The sequence below is a fragment of the Marinobacterium sp. xm-a-127 genome (assembly GCF_013283425.1).
Lineage (GTDB): Bacteria > Pseudomonadota > Gammaproteobacteria > Pseudomonadales > Balneatricaceae > Marinobacterium_E.
The window spans coordinates 104209-118283 of sequence record NZ_WBYH01000002.1 but is presented as its reverse complement, the minus strand read 5'-3'; the positions used below and the strand labels follow the sequence as shown (position 1 = coordinate 118283).

The 14075-nt window shown below is 48.1% G+C and carries 13 protein-coding genes; 6 read left to right on the top strand and 7 right to left on the bottom strand.

The annotated features are described in order from the left end of the window. Window positions 1–88: 88 nt before the first annotated feature. From rarD to XMA127_RS04695, 3 genes are all read right to left on the bottom strand, one after another. On the bottom strand, window positions 89–991 hold the full coding sequence (gene rarD, locus XMA127_RS04705) for an EamA family transporter RarD (RefSeq protein ID WP_173498949.1): 903 nt from the start codon (window positions 989–991) through the stop codon (window positions 89–91). Continuing rightward, window positions 988–2064 carry a histidinol-phosphate transaminase gene (gene hisC / locus XMA127_RS04700; RefSeq protein ID WP_173498948.1) on the bottom strand — a complete coding sequence of 359 codons (1077 nt, stop codon included), beginning with the start codon at window positions 2062–2064 and terminating at the stop codon, window positions 988–990. The genes rarD and hisC overlap by 4 nt, the downstream gene beginning before the upstream one ends. A gap of 219 nt (window positions 2065–2283) precedes the next feature. Then, window positions 2284–2472 carry a PA3496 family putative envelope integrity protein gene (locus tag XMA127_RS04695; RefSeq protein WP_173482303.1) on the bottom strand — a complete coding sequence of 63 codons (189 nt, stop codon included), beginning with the start codon at window positions 2470–2472 and terminating at the stop codon, window positions 2284–2286. A 212-nt stretch (window positions 2473–2684) separates the two neighbouring features. Here XMA127_RS04695 and XMA127_RS04690 point away from each other — a divergent pair, with 212 nt between their 5' ends. Beyond that, window positions 2685–3359, top strand: coding sequence for an AzlC family ABC transporter permease (locus XMA127_RS04690; protein ID WP_173481497.1), 675 nt, complete (start codon window positions 2685–2687; stop codon window positions 3357–3359). Beyond that, window positions 3338–3649, top strand: coding sequence for a branched-chain amino acid transporter permease (locus XMA127_RS04685; RefSeq protein ID WP_173488950.1), 312 nt, complete (start codon window positions 3338–3340; stop codon window positions 3647–3649). The genes XMA127_RS04690 and XMA127_RS04685 overlap by 22 nt, the downstream gene beginning before the upstream one ends. On the opposite strand, the gene XMA127_RS04680 is transcribed toward XMA127_RS04685, so the two are convergent. Then, on the bottom strand, window positions 3646–3969 hold the full coding sequence (locus tag XMA127_RS04680; protein WP_254442871.1) for a metalloregulator ArsR/SmtB family transcription factor: 324 nt from the start codon (window positions 3967–3969) through the stop codon (window positions 3646–3648). The two genes, XMA127_RS04685 and XMA127_RS04680, sit on opposite strands and share 4 nt — an antisense overlap. Window positions 3970–4173: 204 nt before the next feature. Here XMA127_RS04680 and XMA127_RS04675 point away from each other — a divergent pair, with 204 nt between their 5' ends. Beyond that, window positions 4174–5076 carry a universal stress protein gene (locus XMA127_RS04675; RefSeq protein ID WP_173498947.1) on the top strand — a complete coding sequence of 301 codons (903 nt, stop codon included), beginning with the start codon at window positions 4174–4176 and terminating at the stop codon, window positions 5074–5076. Window positions 5077–5081: 5 nt separating this feature from the next. On the opposite strand, the gene xthA is transcribed toward XMA127_RS04675, so the two are convergent. Next, on the bottom strand, window positions 5082–5897 hold the full coding sequence (gene xthA / locus XMA127_RS04670) for an exodeoxyribonuclease III (protein ID WP_173498946.1): 816 nt from the start codon (window positions 5895–5897) through the stop codon (window positions 5082–5084). Between the two features lie 310 nt (window positions 5898–6207). Between xthA and gorA the strand changes: the two genes are divergently transcribed. Further along, window positions 6208–7566 carry a glutathione-disulfide reductase gene (gene gorA / locus XMA127_RS04665; RefSeq protein ID WP_173484240.1) on the top strand — a complete coding sequence of 453 codons (1359 nt, stop codon included), beginning with the start codon at window positions 6208–6210 and terminating at the stop codon, window positions 7564–7566. Between the two features lie 54 nt (window positions 7567–7620). On the opposite strand, the gene XMA127_RS04660 is transcribed toward gorA, so the two are convergent. Continuing rightward, complete coding sequence (locus tag XMA127_RS04660) at window positions 7621–8787, bottom strand: cation diffusion facilitator family transporter (protein WP_173481492.1); 1167 nt, start codon at window positions 8785–8787, stop codon at window positions 7621–7623. A gap of 119 nt (window positions 8788–8906) precedes the next feature. On the opposite strand from XMA127_RS04660, the gene XMA127_RS04655 reads away from it, so the two are divergent. Next, window positions 8907–10442, top strand: a complete 1536-nt coding sequence (locus XMA127_RS04655) for a chloride channel protein (protein WP_173498945.1) — start codon at window positions 8907–8909, stop codon at window positions 10440–10442. Window positions 10443–10459: 17 nt separating this feature from the next. On the opposite strand, the gene XMA127_RS04650 is transcribed toward XMA127_RS04655, so the two are convergent. Continuing rightward, window positions 10460–10672, bottom strand: a complete 213-nt coding sequence (locus XMA127_RS04650; RefSeq protein WP_173481490.1) for a hypothetical protein — start codon at window positions 10670–10672, stop codon at window positions 10460–10462. A gap of 206 nt (window positions 10673–10878) precedes the next feature. Between XMA127_RS04650 and XMA127_RS04645 the strand changes: the two genes are divergently transcribed. Continuing rightward, the gene (locus tag XMA127_RS04645) at window positions 10879–14031 is read left to right on the top strand and encodes a DUF3427 domain-containing protein (RefSeq protein WP_217362030.1); all 3153 of its coding nucleotides are present in this window, start codon (window positions 10879–10881) and stop codon (window positions 14029–14031) included. The last annotated feature ends 44 nt before the right edge of the window (window positions 14032–14075 follow it).

Here is a 14075-nt window from a genome sequence, read left to right as displayed (position 1 = left end):
GGCACAGTTGGATCAGACCAAAGGTCAGACCCGCAGCTGCGTAGCCAGTTTAACACTCTGGTGTCTGACCTAAGGTCTGACACCGCTGTTAACCCTTTGCCTTAGCCTTACGAAAAAGATCCACACTGAACACGATCAGCCCCACCCAAATAAAGGCAAAACTGATGAAGCGATCGATGCCGAAGGCTTCGTTCAAAATGAACACAGCGCTAAGGAACTGCATGATCGGGGCGATGTAGTTTAGGAAGCCTACGGTACCTAACGGAAGTTTTCTTGCGGCAGAAGCAAACAGAATCAGTGGCACAGCGGTCATGACACCAGCACCGATTAACTCCCAAGTGAATGCACCGAAATGATCAACACCCTGGGTGGTTAGCAAGCTCAGGTAGATCAATGCGATCGGGAACATGATTAAGGTCTCTATCAACAATCCGCTGACTGAATCGACCGCTATCTGCTTACGCACAACGCCGTAAAAGCCGAACAGCAGAGATAGGCTAACAGCGATCCATGGGAACTCACCAATGGCGACTATCTGCCATAAGACCCCGACAGAGGCGAAGAAGACCGATGTTTTTTGTAACCTGTTGAGTTGCTCTTTAAAAAAGATCAGCCCCAACAACACCGCAACCAAAGGCGATAGAAAATACCCCAGGCTGGCCGCGATCACTTGGCCACTGCCTACCGCCCAGATATAGATCCACCAGTTACCACTGATGAGCAGTGATGAAATGGTTAACCAGAACAGCGTCTTTTTGGACGTTAACATCGTCCAGGTGGAGCGAATTTTTTTCTGCAGAAGAATCAGCAAGCCAACAAAGAGCACACACCAGACAATACGGTGTGCTAGCACCTCGTCGGCCGGTACCTCAGCAAGTAGGGTAAAGTAGAGTCCAAAGCAGCCCCAGATTAGATAAGCTAGGGTGCCTTGGAAGAGTCCTTGTCGATACTCTTTGTGTGAGTCCTGTTGTGACGCTAATGATTGGTTCAAGCGTCTAGCTCGACCATATCAGGGTGCGATTTGAGTGCGTCGATCAATGCATCCATCTCAGCATCGGTACCAATGGTGATGCGAAGGAAGTTCGCGATCTCAGGGCGACTGAAGTGGCGAACTAACACCCCTTTAGTACGTAAATAGCCCATCAACTCACCCCCCTCAATAAACCGGTGCTCGGCAAAGAGGAAGTTGGTTGCTGATGGAAGTATGTTGAAACCTAGCTTTTCAAGGCGATCACGAGTGGTCTCGCGCGTTGCGATGATTTTGTCACACATCTCCTTGAAGTAGGCGCTGTCTTTCAATGAGGCAACGCCAGCTGCGATCGCGAGCATATCCATAGGGTAGCTGTTGAATGAGTTTTTAACTCGATTCAAGCCGTCGATCAGATGGGGTTGTGCGACGGCATAACCGATGCGCAAACCAGCAAGTGAGCGCGACTTAGAGAAGGTCTGTGTCACCACAAGGTTAGGGTATTGATTCACTAGCTCAATGGCCGATTCGCCACCAAAATCGACGTACGCTTCATCCACCAATACCACCGTTTCAGTGTTGCGATCGAGTAGGTTTTTGATCTGATCTAACGGCAGAGCTAACCCAGTAGGAGCATTCGGGTTGGCAAAAATGATACCGCCATTATCCAGTGGGTAATCCTCTAAAGAGATTGAGAAATCATCATTAAGTTTTTGATTCTTAATCTCAATTCCATATAGATCAGCATAAACATCGTAGAAGCTGTAAGTGATGTCTGGTTTGACCAGTGGCTTCTCTTGACGGAAGAACGCCATAAACGCATGAGCCAACACTTCGTCTGAGCCATTACCGACAAATAGATTTTCGTTAGGCACACCCAGAGTGGTTGAAAGCTCATTGATGAGCGCAGAAGACTCAGGGTCTGGATAGAGGCGTAAACGATCGGTCTCAAACGCGGTTAACACTTCCTGAACCCCATGAGCAGGGGGGTAAGGATTCTCATTGGTGTTGAGTTTAACTAAGTTGGCAACCTTAGGTTGTTCACCGGGTGTATAAGGAACGAGATCATGGATCTGCGGGCTCCAAAACTTACTCATAACGAAACCTTACAAATGGATAAATTTGAGCTGAGATAGTATCAGAAGCGAAGTAGGGAAAGAAGAAGAGGTCGACCGGTGTCAGCTATTGATACTGCCACCGGTCGGGTGTGCCGAACTTGCCCTCAATAATTAAGGTCAACTTCAGTCAACTCCATATAAACAAAGTTAAACTTTGACCACAACCTTTTTTATTAAGACTTAGGTGGTACGGGGAGCCTAGTAAAGTTCGTCGTAAGCGTCACGTAACTGACTGGCGAGAACGCGATCCTCCATAATATCTTCGATCTGACGTCTGCGCTTAGCATTGTATCTGGATCGGTTACGTTGGCTCTCTTGCTCTTCGAATTGATCATTCCAATCGTCGAGGTCTTCGATCTTTTCATCGACACGGACTTTGCTGCCCATCTCTTAATCTCACTCTATAAAATTGATCGCTCAGTTCTGACGCTAGTCACGGTCGAGGGTTACCGTTAATGCGGAATATAGTTCATGCTTAGAATTATGAGAAAATTAATTTTTTCAATCTGATTTCAATAAAAATCGATATTTTAACTATCTATAAAGTTGACCTGATCAAGAGCCTGAGCGAGGATCGCTTTTTTACGAGAAGTGAATGCATGCATCTTTTTAGACTCTCATTGCCGGTTCTATTTGGCTACCTTCCACTTGGGATGGCCTTCGGCGTGCTGTTTGTCACCGAGTTGGGATTGGATTGGTATTGGGCCGTCGCATTCAGCGTCATTGTGTTTGCCGGCTCTGCCCAGTTTTTATCGGTGGGTTTGATTGCCAATCATGCAGGGCTGTTAGAAGTGTTTGTGGCTGTTTTCCTCCTGAACAGTCGCCACATCTTCTATGGCCTGACACTGCTATCTTCGCTAAAGCTTACTGGGTGGCGTAAGGCCTATATGGTCTTCGCATTGACCGATGAGACCTTCTCACTGATTACCGGGCTGCCAAAAGAGAGCGGCCTGCAGCAGCAAGATTATTGGCGCTTGGCAGGCATCAATCAGAGCTACTGGGTTTTGGGTACATTGATTGGTGCACTATTGGGTGCTCAACTGACACTGCCCGATTTAGGTTTGGAGATAGTGCTGCCAGCACTGTTCGTGGTACTGGCCGTTGAACAGTATCGAACGCATAGAGCGGCGGGTTTGATGTTGATAGCCTGTTTGATTGGGCTGATCGCCATTTGGCTTTGGCAAGATCAGATGCTGTTGCTATCGATCACTACCGCACTGGTTCTAATGTTGATTAACTACTTGAGGCAGCGATGGACCAGTCACTCTATCTAATCAGCTTTATAGCATTAGCTGCGTTGGCAACGGTGGCAACGCGTGCACTACCGTTTCTCTTTTTATCGCGTCACAGTCAGCACCCACTACTGGAGTATCTGGGTCGATATCTGCCGCCCGTTTTAATGGTTCTGTTGGTGGTGTATGCGGTCTCTGATCTGCCGATGGCCAATCAACAGTGGGTAATCAGTCTGGGAAGTTTAATGCTGGTAGCCGTGACTCAGTGGTTGAGCAAAAATGCGCTGCTCAGCATTGCGCTGGGCAGCCTGTTGTACATGCTATTGATTTAAATGCCGCAGTACATGCCGTGCAGAGTACTGATAATTCGTTGTGCACGATCGCCTTCAAGTGAGTAGTAGATCGTTTGCGAATCGCGACGAGTTTTAACTAGGCCATCACGACGCAGCACTGCTAGGTGTTGTGACAGGGCGGACTGGCTTAGATCCAGATGCTCGTTTAGCTCGGTGACAGAGAGCTCTTTACCTTCCAAGTAGCAAAGAATCATTAATCGACTACCGTTTGCGAGTGCCTTCATCAAACGCGCGGCCTCTTTTGAGTTTTCACGCATTAGCTCTAATGTGTCTGCGGGTAGGCGTTGTGTATCTGTCATAGTTGAACTCGGTAATGATCGGTCCCTAAAGGGATATGAATTTGCTTAATTAGCAGTTTTGAATATAACGACTTGATGGGGGTTTGTAAATTTTTATTATCCTATCGCATCGTTTAATCTCCCTTAATTGCGCTGAGTCACGCTCATATCGACAGTTAACGCTATACTGCAATTAATTGCATAGTAGAGGGCAGGAGAGTATTTATGTTCCAACGAGTACTGGTCACCAGTGAAGAGTCACACTACTCTCCACAGCCGCTGTTAAAAGCGTCGGCACTCTGTGCGGAGTCGTCTCATATCGAGTGGTTTCAGTCGGTCTATAACGCTGCGTTTGAAACGGCGACGGCGGAAGATCAACCATCACAAGAGGATGCGTTGGCACTCTATGTGACGCACAGGCTCAACCAAGCTGAGCGGCACATCGAAGAGTTAGACCTACCACAGGATGTAGCGGCTGATATTCGTTGGCACCCTAGCTTTCTTAAAGCGGCACTAGAAGAGTCAGATCGTTACCAGCCTGACTTGATGGTGGTACCCCGTGTCAGAAAACATGATCTGTTGGATTGGCTAATCGGTGGCGATGAGCAAGAGTTGGTCCGCCGTCTCCATGAACCGGTTCTGCTAGCCAGTGATCAACCCTGGCAGGCCCACCCAAGGATTGCCGTAGCCATTGATCCGTTCCATCTGGATAGTCGCAATCACAGGTTGGAGAAGCAACTGCTTGAGGTGGCTGATCAGTTTGCACAACGGCTGTCAGCTGAGCTTCATGTCGTTCACTGTTTTCAAACACTTCCACAGAGCGTCATCTATGATGAGCATTTAGTGGAAGATTTTGAGTCGCTTCAAAAACAGGTGGGTGAGGAGCATCGTCAAAGAATTGAATCGTTGATTGAACCTCTAAACCGTCCATTGGGTTCGCCACTGCTTAAATTGATTGTGGGGGATGCGGATGAAAAATTGCCTGAGTTCTGTCAGCAAGAGAAGATCGATCTGTTGATTCTGGGCGCACCCGAAAAAGGGTGGGTGGAGCGCTTCTTAATGGGCAGCACCACCGCACGTCTTTTAAATAGAATAGAGTCCGATATTTTGGTTATTCACGATCAATAAAGTATTTAAAGATCGAACTTAGCCCAGACTGGTGCATGGTCAGAGGGTTTTTCCATACCGCGAATATCAAGATCGATGCCGGTCTCCACGCACTTTTGCATTAGAGGTTTGGTCGGCATGATCGCATCGATACGCAGACCCCGTTTAGGCGTGTCCTCAAACCCGCGACTGCGGTAATCGAACCAACTAAACAGATCGTTGGTCTCTGGATGCTGTTCACGGAATGAGTCAACCAGTCCCCAGTCATACAGGCGCTGTAACCACTCACGCTCTTCGGGTTGGAAGCTGGTTTTACCGGTTTTAAGCCAGCGAAGACGGTTGGGTTCACCAATGCCGATATCCTTATCGGTCGCAGAGATGTTCAAATCCCCCATCACAAGTAGATTGCTGTTGGGGTCATTATCATTTTGTAGGTAGTCACTGAGATCCGCGTAGAATTTGCGTTTAGCAGGGTATTTTGTCTCGTGAGCTATGTTTTCACCCTGTGGGAAATAGCCATTAATGATACGCAGTGTCTCTCCCTTGGCTGTTTTGAAATCCCCGATGATCATGCGACGTTGAGCATCCTCTTCATCGGTGACAAACCCTTTTTGAATCGACAAAGCCGGCTCTTTGGAGAGAAGGCAAACCCCGTAGTGGGTCTTTTGACCATGGAAATAGGCGTGGTAACCCAGCTTCTCCATCTCTTCAATCGGGAACTGATCATCATGCACCTTGGTCTCTTGAATACCGATGACATCGGGCGAGTGGCTATCCACCAAAGCCTGCAACTGATGAAAACGCGCACGAATGCCATTGGTATTAAACGAGACAACAAACATAACAACCTCCAAAGTCTAGTGGCTTGGATGCTACCGAAAATGGGGGAGGGTTAAAAGAATAACCCAATTATTGTTGGAGCCTTATCAAAGATGAGGCGATCTTTTCGGTGACTGGCTTCAGCCTGTCATCCGCAAGTATGCTTTACTACTTACCTGGAAAACGCTGAGATAGTGGATGTCAGGCTGAAGGCCAGACACCGGTGCCAATAGCCCTACTCAATCACATCATTTGCGCTTCTTAATTGGATGCAGCCTCTCACACAGGGTAAGCTTAAGTGATTGAATATTAATGATCTCAGATAGGTAGAGCATGAGCGGTTACGATTACGATCTTTTTGTTATTGGTGCAGGGTCTGGTGGTGTGCGTGCGGCGCGTATGGCGGCGGCGAAAGGGGTTAAAGTGGCCGTGGCAGAGGATCTCCATTTGGGCGGTACCTGTGTCAACGTCGGTTGTGTGCCTAAAAAACTCTACGTCTATGCATCGGAGTACATGCAAGAGATCGAAGAGAGTCGCGGCTTTGGTGTCAATGCAGACTCCGTCAGCTTTGATTGGGCGACACTGCGTGACAACAAAAAGCACGAGATCGCTCGCCTCAATGGTATCTACGGTAAATTGTTGGATAACTCGGGTTGTACCCGTATCAATGGACGTGCGACGGTGACAGGCCCTAATTCAGTCAGCGTGAATGGTGAGACAATAACGGCTGAGCGTATTTTAGTGGCAGTCGGTGGTTGGCCATTTGTGCCCGATATTCCCGGTAAAGAGCACGCCATCACATCAAACGAAGTCTTTGATCTAGACAGCTTCCCACAGCGCGTCATGGTGGTCGGTGGTGGTTACATTGCCATTGAGTTCGCCGGTATTTTTGCCGGTCTGCAAGCACAAACGGAACTGGTCTACCGAGGCGATCTATTCTTGCGTGGCTTTGACCAAGAGGTGCGCGAGTTCACGGCAACTGAAGTGGCTCGCAAAGGGATTAAATTAAGCTTTAATACCGATGTCGCTAGCATCGAGAAGCGTTCTGACGGTGCACTCGATGTAACCCTGTCTAACGGTGAAGTCCGTGTTGTTGATCAGATTCTGTATGCCACAGGTCGTGTGCCTAAAACGGCCAACCTTGGGCTCGAATCAGCAGGCGTTGCGATGAATAGCAAAGGTGCCATTGAGGTTAATGATCATTTCCAAAGTTCAGTACCATCAATTTACGCCTTAGGTGATGTGATCGATCGTGTTCAGTTAACGCCTGTCGCGCTCGCTGAGGCGATGTCGTTGGTTGATCACCTCTATGGCAGCGGTGAGGGCGAACTGCCTAACTATGAGTTAATCCCAACGGCGGTCTTCTGCCAGCCCAATATTGGTACTTTGGGACTAACGGAAGAGCAGGCGCGTGAACGTTTTGACAGCGTGGATGTTTACGTCTCAGATTTCAGAGCGATGCGCCACACCATCTCGGGTAGTGAAGAGCGCACACTGATGAAACTGATCGTGGAGTCTGCCACTGATAAAATCGTGGGCATTCATATGGTCGGTGCGGATGCTGGAGAAATCTTGCAAGGTCTTGCTGTTGCAGTGATCGCTGGCGCGACTAAACGTGATTTTGATCGAACGATCGGCATTCACCCAACGGCTGCTGAAGAGTTTGTCACAATGAGGCAGAAAACCCGTTAAGTTCTAAGCCACTGGTATCGGTATGTTTAATGGCCGATACCAGTGTGTTACTTCTTATTGTGCAACAACCAGCACCTCTAGATGGTGAAGCCAACTGTGTTTGCTTAACGTCTCTTTAAGCGCCTGCTTCAACTGGCTGGGCGTCAGTGATTTCTCATCCAACAACGGCTGCATAGCCGGTAGTAGACGAATCTCTAAATCAACCTTCTTCGGCGAATAGTAGAGCTGCAGTTGATAACCACTGCTGCTGCCAACGGCATCGTTCAATGCAGCATCAACCGCTTCTCGAATGGTGCCACGAGTCGGCATGATCGGGCAGCTCAACTCATCTAAATGCTCATCATTGTAGGTATCGATGTGGAAGATCACTTGGCTGATCTCCGGAAACGCCTCGGTCAACGCGCAGACCGCTTGGTCCCCTAAATAGTGGCCTTCGCTGGCGCTCAAATGTGGTGCAACCTGAAGGTGCATCTCTAGAATGATCTGGCTTCCCATGGGACGTGATTTGAAGTCGTGAACGTTAATGATGCCTTCAACCTCATTTACAACAGCACGAAACTCGGCGGCTTGCTCCTCGGGTAGGGCGGTATCAACCAACTCCGTAAGACTGCGTTTAACCAGTCCCCAACCGATCTTAGTGACTAGGCCTGCTACCAATACTGCCGCCACTGCATCAAGCCAAACCCAACCGAGCATGGCCCCAATGAGTGCAACGAACACCACAATCGATGACAGCGCATCAGTTCGTGAGTGCCAGGCGTTCGCAATCAATAGATCCGATTTAAGGCGCTTGCCCACCGCAAGGCTATAACGGAAGATCCACTCCTTAGAGATGATTGAGATAGCAGCAACAACCAGAGCCGGCCAGGTAGGCACCTCGGCAGGGACACCTGAGAATAGATTGCTGATTAACTCATAGGCCATACCAAGACCCACCAGAATCAAGACAACACCCAGCGCCGTGGTACCCACCGTCTCAAAACGACCATGCCCCCAAGGGTGATCTTCGTCGGGCTCTTGATGGGAAATGCGCAGAACCGCAATCACCATAAAATCGGTGGCAAGATCTGAGAGCGAATGAACACCGTCAGCAATCAGGGCAGCCGAGTTGGCAAAAAAACCAACCACAATTTTAGTCACCCCTAAAAAGAGGTCGACGGCTGAACCAATGAGTGTGACTTTTTCGGCCTCTTTACGGCGGGTATCCAATTCGTTTTGCATGAAAGCTCCCAGAGTTAACTCTGATAAGGATAAGTGACTAAGGCATTCAGGGCCAGAGTCTCTGTACAATGAATGTGATAAAATTTTGTCCTTTCATTCATGACTATTGGTCTAGCGACATGTCTTCAAAGCCGTCAGATACGACACCTAACTCAAGTAGAGCGTCGTTTAATAAGTTACCCCAGCTTGTGCTATTAGGTATCGCCGTCGGCGTCGTCACCGCATTGGTGATGGGGCTGTTCCGTTGGCTCATTACGCTACCGACTGAACTGGTTAGCGGGCTTGGGTTGTCGACATCTGATCCTTGGGTTCTGTTTGCTCTGCCTGTAACGGGTTCTGTGCTCTTATGGCTCTTTTGGAGTGGTCAATCTAAAGACAGCCGCCGAGTGGGCATACCGCATCTTTTTGAGCACCTCTCTTACCAACATGGCGCCTTACCCTTTAAAAACTTATTGAATCAGATCGTGGGTGCGACCTTGGCCATAGGCACCGGACAACCCGTAGGTCGTGAAGGGCCTGGGGTTCACATTGGTGCGGCGTTCAGTAGTTGGTTGGGCACCAAAGTGGGCGTCTCTAACAGTTATCAAAGGCTGCTGATAGGCTGCGGCTCTGCGGCCGCCATCGCTGCGCTCTTTAATACCCCGTTAGCCGGTGTTCTGTTTGCGATGGAGGTCATTCTTCTTGAATACAGCCTGGTCGGCTTTACCGCCATTATTGTCGCTTCCATCAGTGCCGATGCCATCTCCAGAGCCCTATTTGGTTCTCCAGAACTGTTGGGTCACAGCCTGAAAAGCAGTGACCTGTTTGCTCACCTGCCAGTTCTGGTGCTGTTGGCAGTACTCATCGGTGTCGCGGCGTTTCTGTTTCACGAGATCGTCACGCGATTAGCAAAACAGCGTGGGCAATATTGGCCAGCGAAATTGATCTTCTCAGGCCTGTTAGTTGGTGCGCTGGTTGCTTATGAGCCGATCCTGTTCACCCCTGTACACGAAGTGATGCTGGGTACCCTTGATCAAGCCTATGCGGAACAAGCCCTCTATCTATTACTTCTCTTCTACCTATTTATACCGCCTCTGGTAATCGGCCTAGGCATACCTGGAGGAATGATAGGGCCCTCGCTTACCTTAGGCGCGTTGATCGGTTCTATCCTTGGTTATCAATTAATCGGCACCGATTTTGAGATTGATCAGGCCAGCCTATCGCTGATCGCGATGGCTGCGATGTTATCAGCGGTCATACATGCACCACTGGCAGCTCTACTGGCCGTATTTGAACTCAGCGGCAATGTCCACACCCTAACGCTAGCCCTCACGGTAATCGTACTCTCAGACCTGATCATGCGATCGCTGTTTAACCGCCCCTCGATCTTTGAGCGACTGCTGTTGCTTCAAGGCCTAAGTCGAAACACTCAGATTTACAGACGCGTCATGACCAGCCACAGCGTTAAAGAGTTGATGATTCAACTGAGTGAAAGTGATGCTGATTTTGCTACAGATAATCAGGTAGTGATTGAGTCCAAAGCGACCCTGTTACAAGCGATGGAGTTGATGCAATCGAGTGGCCAAGATGAGTTGCTTGTCACTAGAAAGGGCCGCCCCATTGGCAGGGTGTTAAGAGACGATATCGAACGCTTTTTTAAAGAGGCGAGTGAGTAACAATCACCACCACAACCTTACATAAAGTCTCGGCCAATACTCTTTTTTGCAAGGACCTCCTCGTAGAGTTCAAGGATTGTTTGGCTATGTTCTCTTGCAACATCAGTCAAACTTTCCTTAGCCATAATGACTTTCTCGTCTCTGATCGCTTCGCGAAGCTGTTCAGGCGTCCACTGTTCCGCGTAAGACCTAAGGGACTCGATGTAGCTATGTGGTTTTACTTTAATCATACATAAGCTCTAATGTGTATATTTATACAGTATATTGGTTTGTGCCATTGTAATAAAGAGCTTTTGAGGCTTATTTGATTTGAATCTGGAGTGGATGCTGATTGAAGCGTGGCTTTTAATTAGGTGGCCAATAGGTACTGTGTACTAAAAAAATCTCTAATCGATATTATAAGATCAAGTCAGCTTATCAAAATTTGGACTCACCTATGAATGACACAATGCAGCAAGTTGGTATTTATGAACAGTTAATTACTCAATTGGTCTCCAGTCGTCTAGATAGAGATCATTACTACGTAGGTGAACGCACTCTAAGTGGAGACGAAGCATCTCTGTGGTTGTCGCGGTTTCTGGGCCAGATACTAGAATATGCGATTGAAGCGGTGCCCTCGGGTGACGATCGTCTCCAGCAGCAGATTAATCTATCAAATGAGTTATTGCTTTGGCTAAAAAAGCAGATTCAGGATGATGGTTTCTTAGATGATAATTTATTGGCAAGCCAAGGGAAGATCCTGACTGCTCTTTACGAACTCGATAATCCTGTTGCCGCGGACTTGAGAAGCTATGTTGACGACATATTCCCAGTGACTGGACTTACACAAAGTGAGCTGTTCAGCGGCAGTAATGCAGGGCTGTCGCTAGAATCTGAATTGAAAAGAGAGATTCTTTCAGCCGATAAAATTTATTGGCTCGTTTCGTTCATCAAGTGGGCTGGGATTCGTATTTTCCGTAAGGAGCTGGAGGCGTTCACTGCTAGCAGTCGGGAGCTCAACATCATAACTACTTCGTACATGGGCGCGACAGACGCTAAAGCAATTGAGTATCTAGCTGGGTTGCCAAATACCAAGATCAAATTAAGCTACAACACTGATCGAGAACGCCTACATGCAAAAAGCTATCTATTTCTACGCAATACTGGCTTTCACACTGGATACATAGGGTCTTCAAACCTGTCGCGCTCAGCGCTGACCAATGGCCTTGAATGGAACCTAAAAATCACCTCTCAAGAAATACCCCATATCATCCATAAATCGATGAGTATGTTTGAAACCTACTGGGCCTCTAACGAATTCGAGATATTCACCGGCGATCTTGAAAGTGTGCAAAAGCTTAAAACAGCACTGCGCCGGGAACGTGGTACTGAAGAATCAAGTCCGAATCATTTTTTCGATATAACACCGTTTCCGCATCAGCGAGACATATTGGAACAACTGACGGTTGAACGCGAGATTCACAACCGCTATCGCAATCTGGTAGTTGCCGCAACCGGGACAGGCAAAACTCTAATCTCAGCTTTTGACTTCGACAGATTCTTGAAATCAAAGCCAGACGCCAAGTTTTTGTTTGTTGCCCATAGAGAAGAAATACTGAAGCAGGCGCGGTGGGCCTATCGGGGTGTTCTGCGCAACGGAAATTTCGGGGAGTTATGGGTCGGCGGTCACACCCCGGAACACTATCGCCAGTTGTTCGTGTCGATCCAAACCCTCAACAACCAAATTTCTAATTTACAGCTCACTTCTGACTACTATGACTATATCGTGGTCGATGAGGTACATCACATCTCAGCTGGGAGTTACCGAACACTACTTGAACACTTCGCCCCTTCAATTTTACTAGGTCTTACTGCCACACCCGAGCGTCACGATGGTGGTGATATCCTCGGAGATTTTTGTGGTGTCATAGCCGCTGAAATTCGATTGCCAGAAGCCATTAACCGCCGGCACTTGTGTCCATTTCAATACTTTGGCATCGATGATGATACCGATCTTCGAACGATTCCTTGGAGTCGAGGACGCTACGACATCGCGCAGCTAACGAACCTGTACACCCATAATCATGCGCGATTCGCGAGAATTTTACTGAGTCTGCAGGAAATTATTACTGACCTCAGGAACATGAGAGCGCTGGCATTCTGTGTTAGCAAAGATCACGCTGACTATATGGCGAAACAGTTTTTGCTAAAGGGCATCAAAGCTGATGTCTTAACCAGTGATAACAGCCATGAACGTCAACAGAAGCAGCAGGCAATTCGATCGGGATCGATCAACGTTCTTTGCGTAGTTGATATATTTAACGAGGGTATCGACATTCCCGAAATTGATACGCTTCTATTTTTGCGACCTACCGAAAGTTTGACCATTTTCCTACAACAGCTGGGCCGAGGTTTGCGACTCTCGGATGGAAAGGACTGTTGTACTGTGCTCGACTTCGTAGGTAATTCTCGACCTGAATATGATTTTGCAAACAAGTTCCGCGCCCTAGTAGGTAAAAGTAGCAGTGCGATTTCAGACGAAATTAAACAGGGCTTCCCACATGCTCCACTCGGTTGCCGTATAGAGCTAAGCAAACGAACTCAGGAAATGGTTCTGACCAATATTCGTCAGGCCACACTCACAACACAGCGTCTTTTAGGAATGATTCGGCAATTCCCACAGCATTCTTCTCTACCGTTAACGCTTGGCAATTTCCTGATCCATAACCCTCATATTGACCTTGCTGACCTATACAAACGCGGCTGCTGGACTGATCTTGTGCAGCAAGCACAAGACAAATCTTTTCCGGAAAATGTGGAATCAAGCCAACTGAGTATGCTCCGTAAAGCCATACACAATCGTATTCTGACGTGCGACGATCATGCCTACTTAAAATACTTGCAACAGCTGTGTCAAAACGGTTTTACACCCCCAGACGACCCAGGCCGGCATGGGCTTATGGCCCACTATGATTTCTGGCAAAAAACAGGACCAGAGAGTGGATTCAGCACACTCTCAGAAAGTTTAGGGGCATTGAATATTGATCCCCTAAGAAATGAATTAATCGACGTACTGAATTGGCAGATTTCAAGAATAAAGCATCAGCAACCCATGATAGCTGGACTCAGTATAGTTCCGTTGAGATTGCATGCGCGTTATGCCCGTGAGCAGATCTTAGTCGCCTTTGGAGCAACAACCTTTGAGCGCCAGCCTCCCGCACGAGAGGGCGTCTTTGTGATTCAAACTGAGAACATCGAGCTCTTGTTCGTCACGCTCGACAAGAACGAAAAGCAGTTTTCGCCCACAACGATGTTCCATGATTACGCCATAAATGAAGAGTTATTCCATTGGCAGTCACAAAACTCAGCAAGACCCGATCGAGGGCGTGGCCTCGATTACATCCGTCACCGGGAGATCGGCAAGCGGCTGTTCCTTTTTGTGCGTGAGAACTCGAAAGACGCGATAGGGCGCACTATGGGATTTGTTAACTATGGGGAAGTTGAATACGTGTCACATACGGGTTCGCAGCCAATGAATATTACTTGGCGGTTGAAAGAGCCGATGCCGAACTTTATGTGGCATCAAGCCGCAAAGCTGGCTGTCGGTTAGATTTAGTTGATATGCATAAAGAGCGGTCAAAGTAGCTATGAAGA